The 14288-nt window shown below is 61.6% G+C and carries 18 protein-coding genes; 9 read left to right on the forward strand and 9 right to left on the reverse strand.

The genetic code is table 11. The annotated features are described in order from the left end of the window. Positions 1-95 precede the first annotated feature (95 nt). The gene (gene trxB / locus C5F70_RS29725) at positions 96-1052 is read left to right on the forward strand and encodes a thioredoxin-disulfide reductase (protein ID WP_017847758.1); all 957 of its coding nucleotides are present in this window, start codon (positions 96-98) and stop codon (positions 1050-1052) included. A gap of 207 nt (positions 1053-1259) precedes the next feature. On the opposite strand, the gene C5F70_RS29730 is transcribed toward trxB, so the two are convergent. From C5F70_RS29730 to C5F70_RS29755, 6 genes are read right to left on the reverse strand one after another with little or no spacing between them, the layout of a single operon-like run. After that, positions 1260-1598 carry a HopJ type III effector protein gene (locus tag C5F70_RS29730; protein WP_017847759.1) on the reverse strand — a complete coding sequence of 113 codons (339 nt, stop codon included), beginning with the start codon at positions 1596-1598 and terminating at the stop codon, positions 1260-1262. Beyond that, positions 1591-1887, reverse strand: coding sequence for a DUF1244 domain-containing protein (locus C5F70_RS29735; RefSeq protein WP_017847760.1), 297 nt, complete (start codon positions 1885-1887; stop codon positions 1591-1593). The genes C5F70_RS29730 and C5F70_RS29735 overlap by 8 nt, the downstream gene beginning before the upstream one ends. A gap of 22 nt (positions 1888-1909) precedes the next feature. After that, positions 1910-2281 carry a dihydroneopterin triphosphate 2'-epimerase gene (gene folX / locus C5F70_RS29740; RefSeq protein WP_026140129.1) on the reverse strand — a complete coding sequence of 124 codons (372 nt, stop codon included), beginning with the start codon at positions 2279-2281 and terminating at the stop codon, positions 1910-1912. Positions 2282-2283: 2 nt separating this feature from the next. After that, a complete protein-coding gene (folE, locus tag C5F70_RS29745) occupies positions 2284-2844 on the reverse strand; it encodes a GTP cyclohydrolase I FolE (protein ID WP_017847762.1) in 561 nt (186 codons plus the stop codon). A gap of 20 nt (positions 2845-2864) precedes the next feature. Further along, the gene (folM, locus tag C5F70_RS29750) at positions 2865-3575 is read right to left on the reverse strand and encodes a dihydromonapterin reductase (protein ID WP_017847763.1); all 711 of its coding nucleotides are present in this window, start codon (positions 3573-3575) and stop codon (positions 2865-2867) included. Positions 3576-3631: 56 nt separating this feature from the next. Next, positions 3632-4192 carry an antibiotic biosynthesis monooxygenase gene (locus C5F70_RS29755; protein ID WP_017847764.1) on the reverse strand — a complete coding sequence of 187 codons (561 nt, stop codon included), beginning with the start codon at positions 4190-4192 and terminating at the stop codon, positions 3632-3634. 216 nt (positions 4193-4408) lie between these two features. On the opposite strand from C5F70_RS29755, the gene C5F70_RS29760 reads away from it, so the two are divergent. Continuing rightward, positions 4409-5368, forward strand: coding sequence for a MerR family transcriptional regulator (locus C5F70_RS29760; RefSeq protein WP_017847765.1), 960 nt, complete (start codon positions 4409-4411; stop codon positions 5366-5368). A gap of 3 nt (positions 5369-5371) precedes the next feature. Here the strand turns inward: C5F70_RS29760 and C5F70_RS29765 are convergent, their stop codons facing one another. Together C5F70_RS29765 and C5F70_RS29770 are read right to left on the reverse strand one after the other, a co-directional pair. After that, entirely contained in the window at positions 5372-5977 is a 606-nt protein-coding gene (locus C5F70_RS29765) for a hypothetical protein (RefSeq protein WP_046488172.1), read from the reverse strand. Positions 5978-6037: 60 nt separating this feature from the next. Beyond that, a complete protein-coding gene (locus C5F70_RS29770; protein ID WP_017847767.1) occupies positions 6038-6505 on the reverse strand; it encodes a PAS domain S-box protein in 468 nt (155 codons plus the stop codon). A gap of 129 nt (positions 6506-6634) precedes the next feature. Here C5F70_RS29770 and C5F70_RS29775 point away from each other — a divergent pair, with 129 nt between their 5' ends. Beyond that, complete coding sequence (locus C5F70_RS29775; RefSeq protein WP_017847768.1) at positions 6635-7090, forward strand: flavodoxin; 456 nt, start codon at positions 6635-6637, stop codon at positions 7088-7090. Here the strand turns inward: C5F70_RS29775 and C5F70_RS29780 are convergent. After that, positions 7071-7967, reverse strand: coding sequence for a LysR family transcriptional regulator (locus C5F70_RS29780; RefSeq protein ID WP_017847769.1), 897 nt, complete (start codon positions 7965-7967; stop codon positions 7071-7073). The genes C5F70_RS29775 and C5F70_RS29780 overlap by 20 nt on opposite strands. 98 nt (positions 7968-8065) lie before the next feature. On the opposite strand from C5F70_RS29780, the gene C5F70_RS29785 reads away from it, so the two are divergent. The 6 genes from C5F70_RS29785 (at position 8066) to C5F70_RS29810 (ending at position 14265) form a co-directional block, all read left to right on the forward strand. Continuing rightward, the gene (locus tag C5F70_RS29785) at positions 8066-8452 is read left to right on the forward strand and encodes a CidA/LrgA family protein (RefSeq protein ID WP_046385176.1); all 387 of its coding nucleotides are present in this window, start codon (positions 8066-8068) and stop codon (positions 8450-8452) included. After that, entirely contained in the window at positions 8442-9128 is a 687-nt protein-coding gene (locus C5F70_RS29790) for an LrgB family protein (RefSeq protein WP_017847771.1), read from the forward strand. Before C5F70_RS29785 ends, C5F70_RS29790 begins: the two co-directional genes overlap by 11 nt. 149 nt (positions 9129-9277) lie before the next feature. Then, complete coding sequence (locus C5F70_RS29795; RefSeq protein ID WP_057005283.1) at positions 9278-10060, forward strand: class II aldolase/adducin family protein; 783 nt, start codon at positions 9278-9280, stop codon at positions 10058-10060. After that, a complete protein-coding gene (locus tag C5F70_RS29800; protein WP_104904476.1) occupies positions 10060-10962 on the forward strand; it encodes an alpha/beta fold hydrolase in 903 nt (300 codons plus the stop codon). Before C5F70_RS29795 ends, C5F70_RS29800 begins: the two co-directional genes overlap by 1 nt. Positions 10963-11080: 118 nt before the next feature. After that, entirely contained in the window at positions 11081-11992 is a 912-nt protein-coding gene (locus C5F70_RS29805; RefSeq protein WP_017847774.1) for an SDR family oxidoreductase, read from the forward strand. Between the two features lie 482 nt (positions 11993-12474). Next, positions 12475-14265, forward strand: a complete 1791-nt coding sequence (locus C5F70_RS29810; protein WP_026140131.1) for a DUF1302 domain-containing protein — start codon at positions 12475-12477, stop codon at positions 14263-14265. The last annotated feature ends 23 nt before the right edge of the window (positions 14266-14288 follow it).

Raw genomic sequence — 14288 nt, forward strand, 5'->3', positions numbered from 1 at the left:
TTTCAGGATCTGCGAGTTCAAGCCTTCCCCAAGTGCTTCGCGGTCCTTTTTTATTCCAGCCGCCTTGTTGTCCGGGCGGTCGACAGGAGTGAGTCATGTCTGATACCCGTCATTCGCGAGTGATTATTCTCGGTTCCGGCCCTGCCGGTTACAGCGCTGCTGTCTACGCTGCCCGAGCCAACCTCAAGCCACTGCTGATCACCGGCATGCAGGCGGGCGGTCAGTTGACCACCACCACTGAAGTCGACAACTGGCCGGGCGACGTCCACGGTCTGACCGGCCCGGTGCTGATGGAGCGTATGAAAGAGCACGCCGAGCGCTTCGAAACCGAGATCGTGTTTGACCACATCAACCAGGTCGACTTCTCGAAAAAGCCTTACAGCCTGACCGGCGACAGCGGCGTCTACACCTGTGACGCGCTGATCATCGCGACCGGCGCCAGCGCCCGTTACCTGGGCCTGCCGTCGGAAGAAGCGTTCATGGGCAAGGGCGTGTCCGCCTGCGCGACGTGCGACGGTTTCTTCTACCGCAACAAGCCGGTCGCCGTGGTCGGCGGTGGCAACACGGCCGTGGAAGAGGCGCTGTACCTGGCCAACATCGCCAGCACCGTGACCCTGATTCACCGTCGCGAAACCTTCCGCGCCGAGAAGATCCTGATCGACAAGCTGCACGCGCGTGTCGCTGAAGGCAAGATCATTCTCAAGCTCAACGCCACCCTGGATGAAGTCCTCGGCGACAACATGGGCGTGACCGGTGCGCGCCTGAAAAACAACGACGGCAGCTTCGACGAGCTGACAGTCGACGGCGTGTTCATCGCCATCGGCCACACCCCGAACACCTCGCTGTTCGAAGGCGTGCTGGACGCCAAAGACGGTTACCTGGTGGTGCAGGGCGGTCGCGAAGGCAATGCCACGGCGACCAACATCGAAGGCATCTTCGCCGCCGGTGACGTGGCTGACCACGTGTACCGCCAGGCCATCACCTCGGCCGGCGCCGGTTGCATGGCGGCCCTGGATGCCGAGCGTTACCTCGACGGTTTGCAGAACGCTTAGGTCTGAACCCGCTGAAATGAAAAAACCGGCGAAAGCCGGTTTTATGCGCGGGATTTGATGATCCATCGCTATCTCAATTTGGTAATCCAACCACTGTGGGAGCTGGCTTGCCTGCGATAGCGGTGTGTCAGCCAACGTCTATGCAGGATTTACCGCCGCCATCGCAGGCAAGCCAGTTCCCACATTAAATCGGCTTTGCACGTTGGATCAGCGGCGAGTCAGAGGTTGCTGGTCAAACTTCACACCCGCCAACCCATGCGCGATCAACGCCCGAATATTGCCATGGTCACTGCCCTCAGGCGTGGCGACCACCGAACGGTAATGCTCGCCAAACGCCAACAAGGCGTGCTGGTCGCTCAACCCTTCCAGCAAGGCCAGGCCCAGGGTCTTGCACGAACCTTCGTTCTGCCCGGCGGCGTTTTCCACGGTGCCGTTGGTGAAGGCTTGCGGCTGGTAGTCGTAACCGGCGGCAACGAAGGCCAAGGTGTCGGCGAAGAGATGTTCGCCGCTGTCGAGGCTGGCGCGCAGGGTGTTCAGGTCAGTCATGGGGTTTTCCTTTGGCGAACGCCGCCTGTTGTTCGGCGCTGGCTTCTTGCTGGTATTGGGCTTTCCACTCGGCATACGGCATGCCGTACACCACTTCGCGCGCGTCATCGAGGCTCAGCGCGATCTGGCGCTCGTCGGCCTCGGCCTTGTACCACTTGGACAGGCAGTTGCGGCAGAAGCCGGCGAGGTTCATCAGGTCGATATTCTGCACATCCTTGCGGCTGTCCAGGTGTGCGACCAGCCGCCGAAAGGCGGCGGCTTCGAGTTCGAGGCGTTGTTGATCGGTCATAGGGTTCACGTAAATCCAGGGGTTAGCGGCTGGCCGCCAGGGTAATCGAAACCGATTCGGCAAAGCGCAGCGCGTGGGGCTTGTCCACTTCGACTTCGGCGTACAGCACCGACTCGTTGCTCATCACCAGGTCCAGCAGTTCCTGGGTCAGGCGCTCCAGCAGGGCGAAGCGGTTGCCTTCGACGTGGGCGATGATCGCCTTGGTGATGGTGCGGTAATTCAACGCGTGGTCGATATCGTTGTCGCGCACGGCGTCCTGGGCGGCATACAGGATGGTCAGGTTGATCAGCACATCCTGCTTGTTGAGGATTTCATCCTCGTTGATGCCGATATAGGTGCGCAGGCACAGGTCCTTGACCCGGATGCGCGCCATGCCTGGTTGAAGTTGTGGCATTGCTACTTGCTCCGTCCAATCAGTTGCAGGAACTCCATGCGCGTGGTGTTCGACTCGCGGAACGCGCCGAGCATCACCGAGGTGTTCATGGTTGAATTCTGTTTTTCCACGCCGCGCATCATCATGCACATGTGCTTGGCTTCGATCACCACCGCCACGCCGGAGGCCTGGGTCACGTCCTGGATGGCGTCGGCGATTTGCCGCGTGAGGTTTTCCTGGATCTGCAGGCGCCGCGCGAACATGTCGACGATGCGCGCCAGCTTCGACAGGCCCAGCACCCTGCCGGTCGGAATATAGGCCACATGAGCCTTGCCGATAAAGGGCAGCAGGTGGTGCTCGCACAGCGAGTACAGTTCGATGTCCTTGAGGATCACCATCTCGTCATTGTCGGAGGCGAACAGCGCACCGTTGACGATCTCTTCGAGGTTTTGCTCGTAGCCATGACACAGGTATTGCATGGCTTTGGCGGCACGCTTGGGGGTGTCGAGCAGGCCTTCGCGTTCCGGGTCTTCACCCAGGCCTTTAAGGATCTCGCGATAGTGGTGGGGCAGGGATAAGGTCATACAACATCCTCACAAACGGCTTACTTGATATGCCGCCCACCGTTGACGGTCAGGGTGGTACCGGTGACGTAGGGGTTGTCCAGCAGGTAACGCACGCTCTGGTAAATCACCTCGGGCCCGGGCTCGATGCCCAGTGCCGACTTGGCCAGTACCTGGGCACGGTAGGCCGCGTCGTCGCCTTCGTTGAACATCACCATCGCCGGGGCGATGCCGTTGACTTTGATCAGCGGCGCAAACTGCGCGGCAAACGACAGCGTGAGGCTGTCGAGCCCGGCCTTGGTGGCGCAGTAGGCGATGTGCTGGCGGCTGCCCTTGCGCACCACATCATCGCTGATATGCACGATGTCGGCGGGTGAAGAGCGATGCAGCAAGGGTGAACAATGCAGGTTGATCAGGTACGGCGCAAGCATGTGTACGCTGAACATGTCGGTAAAGGCACGGCTTTCGTCGCCCGGGGTTTCCGCGATCCAGGCCGAAGCGTTGTGGATGATCGCGCGCAGGCTTTGGGTATGACGCTTCAACTCGGCGATAAACGCAAGAATCCCGGCTTCGCTGGAGAAGTCGGCAAACACGCCGATCGCGCCACGCTCGCGTAGCGCCTGCACGCCGGGGCGTTCGCTGCGGTAGCTGAAAAGCACCGAGTGGCCCTCGTCGAGCAGGCGTTCGGCACAATGCAGGCCGACGCGCTGGCCGGCGCCGGTGATCAGGATCGGGGCGTTCGTTGCAGTCATGGGAGGCTCGAGTCGCTGGCAGGGTCAAATCATACCAGTGACGAGCCCCCCTGTACTCACGCCGCGGCTTCGCTGGCCTTGGCGCGTGGCGGCGAAGGGTGCAACCAGTTGGCCAGCAGGTGGGTCGAGAGTGGAATGAACAAGTAGACCATCAGCGGAGTGAGCGCCAAGGTGCTGACCAGCACGCGGCTGAACAGGTCCAGCCCGCCGAGCAATGGCCCCAGGCCGAAGTTGAACAGCAACGACACCGGGAAAAACGCCAGCCAGATCGCCACCGCCTGTTTCCAGCGCGGCGGCCGTGTACCTACTGCACCGAACCAGCCATCGATGCCGCGCACGCGATGCTCGGACGGGTCGGCAAACAGCTCGCTGCCCCGGCTCAGCCACGCGCTGCGTGACGCGGAAAATTCCCAGGCATGCAGGGTTTTTTCGTCGGCAAAGCGGAAAATAATCTGAAATTCATCATCAAGGGGCGGGGGGGCGAGGACGCCGGAGCCCAGGTAGCCCGGGAAGTCAGTGGCCAGTCGCTCGCCTTCGCGCAGCCAGGCCATCAGCTCTTCATAGCGGCCCTTGGCCACGCGGCGCGCAACCATCAGGGTGACGGGTGAGGTAGACATTGTGTATCTCCAAATAGACGGGTGCGCTGAACCGGGTAGGTGGCGCACAGACGACGCTGCGGGGGTGTTGCAGCGACGCTTTATCGGTAAGCAAGGATTATTCCTGTTTTGCAGAAATACGCCAGCGACATCGGTCCGATAGGCACACACCTTGATATACATCGCGGTAAAGGCGTTAAATGGGACTCACTTTCAAACGGACGTTCATGACCTCTGATGCCCGAAATCACTGCTCCTGTTCGCGAATCTACCGCCCCCAGCCCTGCCGATTCCGATGAGTTGTTTCCGATTCGTGACGTGTCGAGATTGACGGGCATCAACCCGGTCACCCTGCGCGCCTGGGAGCGGCGTTACGGCCTGATTCAACCCACGCGCACCGAAAGCGGGCATCGTCTGTACTCCAGGGCCGATATTCAAACGGTTCATCGCATTGTCGATTGGATCGAACGTGGCGTGGCCGTGAGCAAAGTGGGCAAGATCCTTGCGCGTGACGATCAGCAGGCCGCCGCCGTGCGTGTCGAGCACGACACGGTCGAGCAAGGCGAATGGCCGCAATGGCAGGCGCGCCTGGTGCTGGCCGTGGGCGCGTTCGATGATCGTCAACTGGAGCAACTGTACAACCAGGTGATCGCCACCTACCCGCTCAACGTCGCGTTCCAGGACATCCTGATGCCTCTTTGGAACGACCTGTTGCGTCATCAGGGGCGCTTCGGCCAAGCCAGTGAATGGCTGTTCTTCGACAACTTCCTGCGGGTGCGGGTGTTGCAGCGTTTGCAACTGGTGTGTGCGTCGGCGGCGCCACGGGTATTGCTCGCGGCCATTCCCGGCGAGTGCCGTAAATTGGAATTGCTGGTGGCGGGGCTGTTGATCGGTCGAGACGATCTGGCCGTGAAGGTGCTGGGGATGGGTCAGCCTTTCGATGAATTGACGCTGGTGTGTGAAAAGACGCAACCCGAGGCGCTGGTCCTCTTCTCCAATTACTCACACACCCAAGCGTTGGCCGGGCGTTTGAACCGCCTGGCGTTGACCCTCGATTGCCCGCTGTTTCTTGCCGGTGCCGCGTCAGACCTGGCCCAGGCCGATCTGACGGGCTCCGCCGTTGGCTGCCTGGGCAATGAAGGACGCTTGATGCAACGGCGCTTGCAGCAATTTCTCAGCGGTAACCTGGATACCTGAAGGTCAGGCGTGCATCTGCGGATGTACCAGGCGGTGCTGGTGCAGGATGAATTGGCGCAGGCGCTCGGTCTCATCCGGGTTGCTCTGGCCCAGGCGATAGGCAAACAGTCCCCGTGCGGTTTCCCGCTCCAGCGTGCCGCGTAGCGCAATGCGTTCATAGCCGGAAGGGCTGAACCACAGGGCAAAGGTCTTCGGCGTCTTGATCCGGCCACGGATCTCCACCAGCACACCCTTGAACGAAACCTCATGCACCCACAGCGCACTCGGGTTGCCCCTGACATTTTCCAGCGCCACCGGCGTTTCAAGAGCCAGGCGCCACGGACGAATCATGGGCCCGTCTTCAAAAATGCTCGGCACGCCCAGGCGTAAATGCACGGCATGAAACTCGTCTTCCACCAACTGCAGCGGGAAGGTGAGTTGCTGGTTATCGAATTGCGCCTGGAGGGTGACGTGATCGTGGGCGGCCAGCCGAGTGAGCAAATCGCGAAGCTGCGCAGCGCCGTTGACGGTCAGGCTCGACGATGCATCCCGCAGGTTGAGTTGGGGGTTGTGCTGCATGTCCTGAATGAAATCCAACTCGTCCTGAGTCAGAAGCGCGTCGCGTTGCATTGATCTTGCTCAAGGGGGAGAGTGTTAAAACGCCATTATCCGCTCTAATGACAGCATTTTCTAAGTTTTGTTAGACCCGCTCGTCGCCTTGATCGCTGCCAGCTCGGCCTTGACCTGCGCCAACTCCGCCTCCAATTGCGCGACGCGCTGCTGGGCCTTGACCTGCAAGGTCACGTCCTTTTGCACGCCGACGAAATAGGTCTGCTTGTCGGCATGGTTGTACACCGTTGAAAGCGACAGTTCGTTCCAGAAGTGGCTGCCGTCCTTGCGATAGTTGCGCAGAATTTCCCGGCAGGCGCCGCCGCTGTCCAGTGCTTCGCGAATGGCCATCAGCGCCGGTTGATCACGGTCGCCGGACTGCAGGAAGCGGCAGTCCTGATACAGGACGTCGTCCAGGGTGTAACCGGTCAGGCGCTCGAATGCCGGGTTGACGTAGATCAGCGGTTTGTCCCGGCCTTCCCGCTCGGCCACGACAATCCCGTCGTTGGAAGCGTTGACGACCATTTGCAGCAGCTTGGCGTTAATCATTGCGCGGTCCCTGGCGTGTGCTTGAACTGCCAGTTTATGGCAAGTCTTGAATGTTGCACGACACGCGCCGAAATATTTGCCCCAGCTGGTAATATCCCAGGCTTTCGCTCAATGACAGGATCAGTATTGATGAGAGTCGCCATTCTTTCCGGCTCGGTGTACGGCACGGCTGAAGAAGTCGCCCGCCACGCTGCCGGCATCCTTACATCGGCCGGCTTCGAGGCCTGGCACAACCCGCGCGCGACCCTGGCGGACGTGTTGGCCTTCGCCCCGCAGGCGTTGCTGGCGGTGACGTCCACCACCGGCATGGGTGAACTGCCGGACAACCTGCAACCGCTGTATTCGAGCATCCGCGACCAGTTGCCCGCGGCCTGGCGCGGTTTGCCGGGCGCGGTCATCGGCCTGGGCGACGCCAGCTATGGCGATACCTTCTGCGCCGGCGGCGAGCACATGCGCGAGCTGTTCAGCGAGTTGGGCGTGCGCGAAGTGCAGCCAATGCTGCGCCTGGACGCCAGCGAAAGCGTCACCCCGGAAACCGACGCCGAGCCTTGGTTGGCGGAGTTGATCACTGCCCTGCGCGGCTGACCGGAAACTCCCGCAACAACGCCAGCCAGGCCTGGGCGGCTTTCGACAGATAGGCGCCCTCACGCCAGATAAACGCGATGTCCCAGCGCAGGAAGTCGGGCGCCTTCAGCGTGAGGCGCACCACCCCGGGCCGCACCAGCCCGCGAGCGACCACGCTGGGCAACAGCACCACGCCTTGACCGGCCGCAACCAGGGCGGCGAGAAAATCCGCCTGGCCGCTGCGGCCTCCTTCCTTCGGCGTAAAGCCCACCCGCTGACACGCCTGCGTCAAGCGGTCGTTCAAGACAAAGCTGCGCTGATACATCAGGAACGGTGTGTCTGCCAATTCTTCCAGGCGCACCTGGGCGTTCTGTGCCAAGGGGTGGTTCATCGGCAGCAAGGCATCCAGTGGTTCATCGCAGAAGTCTTGCCAGGCGAATGCCGGGTCGCTGGGTTTCAAGCTGCCGCCCACTTCCAGCTCGCCGCTCAAAATCGCCTGCTCGATACTGCGACTGCCGCCCTCCAGCAACTGGATGGTGACGTTCGGATAGCGCCGGCGGTACTCGGCGAACAGGTCGGCAAACAGCGTATCGCCGCCCAACTGCGGCAAGCCCAGGCGCAACTCGCCACGGGTCAGGTGCTGCATGTCGTCCAGCTCGCTGAGCAACTCATTCTGCAGGCGCAGCATGGCTTCGGCGCGTTGCAGCACAACCTGGCCGGCGGCAGTCAGGCGGATCTGCGAGCCGATGCGGTCGAGCAACGGCGTGCCCAGGCTGTGTTCCAGCTGTGCGACCTGTTTGCTCACGGCGGACTGGCTGATGTGCAGGGTTTTTCCGGCCTGGGTAAAACCGCCGCGGTGGATGACTTCGACAAAACTGCGCAGCTGTTTGAATTCCATGGGTAAGATTCCAGTTTGGAATAGTTGGCAGTCTAACAATTCGCTGTGGGGATGGAAGCGGTCTCTCTAAAATGGAGGCCTACGAGGACCCAAAGCCCATGAAACGTTTAAGCTTCAAACACGTCGGCCGTCTGCTGACTGAATTGGTCGTGCTGCTGGCCATCTACCTGCTCGGTACGCAACTGGTGGCCTGGTTGGCGTGGCCCATCCCCGGTGGGGTGATGGGCCTGGGCCTGTTGCTGGCGGCTTTCGCCACCGGCCTGGTCAAGCCGGCGGCCCTGCAACTGGGGGCGGGCGTGTTGATGGCGGAAATGTTGTTGTTCTTTATTCCTGCCTTGATGAGCCTGCTGGACTACGGCGGCCTGGTGCGCAATGACGGTTGGCGGATTCTGCTGGTGATCGGCTTCAGCACCCTGGCGGTCATGCTGGTGACGGCCTTCACCGTGGAAATGGTGTGTCGCTGGAAGCTGCGCCATGAAGCTTGAACTGATGCCGGTGTTCTGGCTTGCCCTGACCCTGGGCGCGTATTTCTTCAGTCGCTGGATCTACCGTCGGACCGGGCGCTACCTGTTGTCGCCGCTGATCCTGGTGCCCGCGCTGCTGCTCGCGGTGGCCGTGCCGATGCACACTGCCTATGCCGAATACGCCAGCGACACCCATTGGCTGATGCTGGTGCTGGGCCCGGTGACGGTGGCGTTCGCGGTGCCGATCTGGCAGCAGCGACGTTTGCTGGCGCGGTATTGGTCGGCCTTGCTGCTGGGGATGCTGGCCGGCAGCGCGGCGTCCATCGGCACCTCGTTCGGCCTGGCCAAGGCGCTGGCGCTGGACAGTGCGGTGACGATGTCGCTGGTGCCGCGTTCGATCACCACACCGTTTGCCATGCCGATGTCTTCCGACCTCGGCGGCGTGCCGGAACTGACGGCGGTGTTCGTGATGTTCACCGGCGTGTTCGGCGCCATGCTCGGGGGTGTGCTGCTCAAGTGGCTGCCGCTGCGCACGCCTTTGGCACGCGGGGCATTGTTTGGGGTGGGCGCTCACGGCGCGGGCGTGAGCCGGGCCCATGAAGTGGGGGGCGAAGAGGGCTCTGTCGCAGGCCTGATGATGGTGTTGACGGGGCTGCTCAACCTGTTTGCCGCGCCTTTGTTGGCGGCACTTCTCTGACGCGACTTGGACAGATTTAAACTATTCTCATGGCTGACTCGTGCGGCCATCAAGCTGGCTGCGAAGGCAACTACCTGCGCCACGACGTCTGACTACACTGACCCTTCACTTAAAAAATAATAAGAAAGTGCGTCAAGGAGGTCGTTGCCGTGAGCCTAGCCCCCGTTGTATCGCCACAGAGTGTCAAAGATCAGGTCAGCGCCGCCGAATGGCAGACGCGCGTCGATCTGGCTGCGTGCTATCGCCTGGTCGCCCTGCACGGCTGGGATGATCTGATTTTCACGCATATCTCGGCCAAGGTGCCGGGCACCGATGATTTCCTGATCAACCCCTATGGGATGATGTTTCACGAGATCACGGCGTCGAGCCTCATCAAGGTCGACCAGGCCGGCAACAAACGGATGGACAGCCCCTACGACATCAACCCGGCCGGCTACACCATCCACAGCGCGATCCACGAAGTGCGCCACGACGTGGAGTGCGTGTTGCATACCCATACGGCGGCGGGGGTTGCGGTGTCTGCGCAGAAGCAGGGCGTACTGCCGATCAGCCAGCAGTCCTTGTTTGTGTTGTCCAGCCTGGCCTATCACGCATACGAAGGCGTGGCGCTGAACCACGAGGAAAAAGCCCGTTTGCAGGCCGACCTCGGCGACAACAATTTCCTGATGCTGCACAACCATGGCCTGCTGACCTGCGGCGCGACCATCGCCGACACTTTCTTGATGATGTTCACCTTTCAGCGCGCCTGTGATATCCAAGTGCTTGCGCGCAACGGCGGGGCTGAATTGATCGCCATCGACCCGCAGATTCTCGCCGGGGCCAGGGCGATGGTGGCGGCTGTCACAAAGAGCGCCCAAGGTATGGGGGGCGCGCTGGCCTGGCCGGCGCTGCTGCGTAAATTGGACCTGCAAGATCCAGGGTATAAAAGTTGATGCCTCTCGCCGAAATTCCGCTCAGAGCCTGGCGCAAGTGCGGCCAGAGTTTTGTTTTTCGTGGCCACACCATTCGCTATTGGGTGGCCGGGCAGGGTGAGCCGCTGCTGCTGATCCATGGCTTCCCGACCGCCAGTTGGGACTGGCATTACCTGTGGCAGCCCCTGGCCCAGCGCAACCTGGTGATCGCCTGCGACATGCTCGGGTTTGGCGACTCGGCCAAGCCGCTGGATCACGACTATTGCCTGTTGGAACAGGCGGATCTGCAACAGGCGCTGCTCGACCACCTGCATGTGCGACAACCGGTGCATGTGCTGGCCCATGATTACGGGGACAGCGTCGCCCAGGAGTTATTGGCGCGGCATCACGAAGGCCGCTTCCAGATGGCCAGTTGCGTGTTCCTCAATGGCGGGCTGTTCCCCGAAACCCATCGCCTGGCCCTGGTGCAGAAACTGCTGCTCAGCCCCTTGGGCTGGATGATCGGTCGCGCGTTTGGGCGCAATGCCTTGTCCGACAGCTTCAGCCAGATCTTCGGCGCACAGACCCGCCCCAGTGAGAGCGCCCTCGATGATTTCTGGAGCTTGATCGACTGTAATGACGGGCCGCGCATCCTGCATAAACTGATCAACTACATTCCCCAGCGCCGTCGCCTGCGTGAGCGTTGGGTGGGCGCCCTGCAACGTGGCGACGTGCCGCTGCGGGTGATCGACGGCGAGTTCGACCCGATTTCCGGCGCGCACATGGTCGAGCGTTACCGCCAGTTGGTGCCCCACGCCGACACGGTATTGCTGGCCAATATCGGCCACTACCCGCAGATCGAAGCGCCGGTGCAGGTGCTCAAGCATTACCTGGAGTTTCGACAGCAGATCGCGCACGCGCCGCCGCGCATGGCCTATTCCTGAAACAGGCGATCATCCTGCTGCCTTATCGCGCACCATTCAGCCGTGGCCGTATTTATTGTGACCGCAGGCGCCGTGCCTGACACTCGAGCCATTCCCATCGTCGCCATTGGAGTTCGGTATGAGTGAGTCAGTGCAGTTCCAGGATAAGGTCGTGATCGTCACCGGTGCCGGCGGCGGGTTGGGCCGGGCCCATGCGCTGCTGTTCGCCAGGCACGGGGCCAAAGTGCTGGTCAACGATCTCGGCGGTTCCACCCAGGGTGAGGGCGCCAATGCGTCGGCGGCCGACCGTGTGGTCGCACAAATCCGCGAAGCCGGCGGTATCGCCGAAGCCAACCATGATTCCGTCACCGACGGCGAGAAAATCGTACAGAACGCCCTGGATGCGTTCGGCCGTATCGACGTGGTGGTGAACAACGCCGGTATCCTGCGCGACAAGACCTTCCACAAAATGGACGACAGCGACTGGGACCTGGTTTACCGGGTGCATGTCGAAGGTGCCTACAAAGTCACCCGCGCCGCCTGGCCTCATCTGCGCGAACAAAGCTATGGGCGGGTGATTTTTACTGCGTCCACGTCGGGCATCTACGGCAACTTCGGGCAGTCCAACTACGGCATGGCCAAGCTCGGCCTGTATGGCTTGACCCGCACCCTGGCGCTGGAAGGGCGCAAGAACAACATCCTGGTCAACGCCATCGCCCCCACCGGCGGCACGCGCATGACCGAAGGCCTGATCCCGCCGCAGGTGTTCGAGCGCCTCAAGCCGGAACTGGTCAGCCCGCTGGTGGTGTACCTGGGCAGCGAGGCGTGCCAGGAAACCTCAGGCTTGTTCGAAGTGGGCGGCGGCTGGATCGGCAAGACCCGCTGGGAACGCAGCCTGGGTGTGGGCTTCGACCCGGAAGCCGGGTTCTCGCCGGACGACGTGGCCGCGCACTGGCAACAGATCTGTGACTTCGAAGGCGCGGTGCATCCCAAGGACACAATCGAGGCTTTGAAGGAGATGATGGCGAATTTGCAGAAGTTCAGCCTCTGATCATTGCCGGATACACCAGCAATACTGCGGGGCGCTGACGGCGCCCCGTTTTTTTCAGGCATAAAAAAGGCCGCTGCAAAGCAGCGGCCAAAGTAAGACGTTGGATCAAGGAGCGACAGACTCAACGTCAGTGAACACCGGTAACAGATTGAATACAGTAGCCAATCCGTCGAATTTCAGCTGTTCTCCCGAAGGTGGGAGCGGGCCGTTTGCCCTGAAAGCCAGGCAAGAATAGAGGGTTGTAACAAAATGAGTAATAGCGCTTCAGGACAAGGACTGTTACGGATATGACAACAGTCACCCCCTGGCGCCATCCACCGGCCTGATAACCCGCCATCCATGGGGCGCATGCCCCCGCGCAGAGCCGCGCCAGAGCGGCGTTAATCCTTTCGGGCGACAACACGAATACCTCCTTGGTGCGCTTATCGCTCCCGAAGGGCGGCAGTAGGGTGGGGCCTTCTGTCACTCACCGGGGAAGACGCATGACAAAAACAACAATGCGCGCCATCTTCACGCCGCAGGCGCTGGCCGCCGCGGTTGCGTTGGGATGCTGTGCCCAGGCACAGGCTGTTTCGTTCAACATCGGCGAGATCGAAGGGCAATTCGATTCCTCGCTGTCGGTCGGCGCCAGCTGGGGCATGCGCGATGCCGACAAGAAACTGGTGGGCGTGTCCAATGGCGGCACGGGGCAGGCTTCCACCGGGGATGACGGGCGACTGAACTTCAAGAAGGGCGAGACCTTCTCCAAGATCTTCAAAGGCATCCACGACCTGGAACTCAAGTACGGCGACAGCGGCGTGTTCGTGCGCGGCAAGTACTGGTACGACTTCGAGCTGCAGGACGAAGACCGCGAGTTCAAGCAGATCAGCAATCACCATCGCGACGAAGGTGCGCGCTCCTCCGGCTACGAGCTGCTCGATGCGTTCGTCTATCACAACTATTCCATCGCCGACCTGCCGGGCAACGTGCGCGTCGGCAAGCAGGTGGTGAGTTGGGGCGAGAGTACGTTTATCGGTAACTCCATCAACAGCATCAACCCCATCGACGTATCGGCCTTCCGCCGCCCCGGCGCCGAGATCAAAGAAGGGCTGATACCGGTCAATATGCTGTTCGCCTCCCAGAGCCTGACCAACCAACTGACGGTAGAAGGCTTCTACCAGTTGAACTGGGAAAACACCGTGCTGGATAACTGCGGCACGTTCTTTGGTGGCGACGTGGCGGCCCACGGTTGCAACGGTAACTACACGGTCGGCAGCCCGGCGATTGCGCCGTTGCAACCGGTGGCCGCAGCGTTCGGCCAGGGCTTTGAGGTCACGCGTGAAGGCGTCGTGGTGCAGCGCGCCAAGGACCGTGATGCCCGCGATGGCGGCCAATTCGGCGCGGCCTTGCGCTGGCTGGGCGACGACACCGAGTACGGCCTGTACTTCATGAACTACCACAGCCGCACGCCGACCGTCGGCACCCTCACCGCCAACACCAACCTGACCACCATCGGGCGCATCGTCAACGCTGCCAACGCCATTGCGCCAGGCACCGGCTCGGCCCTGGCCCAGAGCACCATGCTCGGCCGTGGCCAGTACTATCTCGATTACCCGGAAGACATTCGCCTGTACGGTGCCAGCTTCTCCACCACCCTGCCCACCGGCACGGCCTGGACCGGGGAAATCAGCTACCGCCCGAATGCGCCGGTGCAACTCAACACCACCGACCTGACCCTGGCCCTGGTCAACCCGATTGCCGGCAACACCGCCTCGCCGATCCACAGCTCGTTCGGTGCCGACAACGCCGGTTACCGGCGCAAGGAAATCACCCAGATCCAGAGCACCATGACTCAGTTCTTCGACCAGGTACTGGGGGCCGAACGCCTGACCCTGGTGGGAGAGGCCGCCTTCGTCCACGTCGGCGGGCTGGAAGCGAAAAGCAAACTGCGCTACGGCCGCGACTCGGTATACGGCGCCTATGGTTACGGTGGCGACACCGACGGTTTCGTCACGGCCAATTCCTGGGGGTATCGTGCCCGCGCCATCCTCGACTACAACAACGTGTTTGCCGGGGTGAACCTCAAGCCCAACCTGTCCTGGTCCCACGACGTCAACGGCTACGGCCCCAACGGCCTGTTCAACCAGGGCGCCAAGGCGATCAGCGTCGGCGTCGATGCGGACTACCGCAACACCTACACCGCCAGCCTGAGTTACACCGACTTTTTTGGTGGCGACTACAACACCCTGACCGACCGCGACTTCCTCGCCCTCAGCTTCGGCGTGAACTTCTGATTTGGCTTAAAGAAGGACAAGAC

It is taken from the genome of Pseudomonas sp. LH1G9, assembly GCF_002949975.1.
In the GTDB taxonomy this organism is placed as follows: Bacteria; Pseudomonadota; Gammaproteobacteria; order Pseudomonadales; family Pseudomonadaceae; genus Aquipseudomonas; species Aquipseudomonas veronii.

What these genes read in the sequence shown, in the direction of transcription:
- trxB (WP_017847758.1), top strand. Translation starts at nt 96, where the DNA reads ATGTCTGATACCCGTCATTCGCGAGTGATTATTCTCGGTTCCGGCCCT.
- C5F70_RS29730 (WP_017847759.1), bottom strand. Translation starts at nt 1,598, where the DNA reads ATGACTGACCTGAACACCCTGCGCGCCAGCCTCGACAGCGGCGAACAT.
- C5F70_RS29735 (WP_017847760.1), bottom strand. Translation starts at nt 1,887, where the DNA reads ATGACCGATCAACAACGCCTCGAACTCGAAGCCGCCGCCTTTCGGCGG.
- folX (WP_026140129.1), bottom strand. Translation starts at nt 2,281, where the DNA reads ATGCCACAACTTCAACCAGGCATGGCGCGCATCCGGGTCAAGGACCTG.
- folE (WP_017847762.1), bottom strand. Translation starts at nt 2,844, where the DNA reads ATGACCTTATCCCTGCCCCACCACTATCGCGAGATCCTTAAAGGCCTG.
- folM (WP_017847763.1), bottom strand. Translation starts at nt 3,575, where the DNA reads ATGACTGCAACGAACGCCCCGATCCTGATCACCGGCGCCGGCCAGCGC.
- C5F70_RS29755 (WP_017847764.1), bottom strand. Translation starts at nt 4,192, where the DNA reads ATGTCTACCTCACCCGTCACCCTGATGGTTGCGCGCCGCGTGGCCAAG.
- C5F70_RS29760 (WP_017847765.1), top strand. Translation starts at nt 4,409, where the DNA reads ATGCCCGAAATCACTGCTCCTGTTCGCGAATCTACCGCCCCCAGCCCT.
- C5F70_RS29765 (WP_046488172.1), bottom strand. Translation starts at nt 5,977, where the DNA reads ATGCAACGCGACGCGCTTCTGACTCAGGACGAGTTGGATTTCATTCAG.
- C5F70_RS29770 (WP_017847767.1), bottom strand. Translation starts at nt 6,505, where the DNA reads ATGATTAACGCCAAGCTGCTGCAAATGGTCGTCAACGCTTCCAACGAC.
- C5F70_RS29775 (WP_017847768.1), top strand. Translation starts at nt 6,635, where the DNA reads ATGAGAGTCGCCATTCTTTCCGGCTCGGTGTACGGCACGGCTGAAGAA.
- C5F70_RS29780 (WP_017847769.1), bottom strand. Translation starts at nt 7,967, where the DNA reads ATGGAATTCAAACAGCTGCGCAGTTTTGTCGAAGTCATCCACCGCGGC.
- C5F70_RS29785 (WP_046385176.1), top strand. Translation starts at nt 8,066, where the DNA reads ATGAAACGTTTAAGCTTCAAACACGTCGGCCGTCTGCTGACTGAATTG.
- C5F70_RS29790 (WP_017847771.1), top strand. Translation starts at nt 8,442, where the DNA reads ATGAAGCTTGAACTGATGCCGGTGTTCTGGCTTGCCCTGACCCTGGGC.
- C5F70_RS29800 (WP_104904476.1), top strand. Translation starts at nt 10,060, where the DNA reads ATGCCTCTCGCCGAAATTCCGCTCAGAGCCTGGCGCAAGTGCGGCCAG.
- C5F70_RS29805 (WP_017847774.1), top strand. Translation starts at nt 11,081, where the DNA reads ATGAGTGAGTCAGTGCAGTTCCAGGATAAGGTCGTGATCGTCACCGGT.
- C5F70_RS29810 (WP_026140131.1), top strand. Translation starts at nt 12,475, where the DNA reads ATGACAAAAACAACAATGCGCGCCATCTTCACGCCGCAGGCGCTGGCC.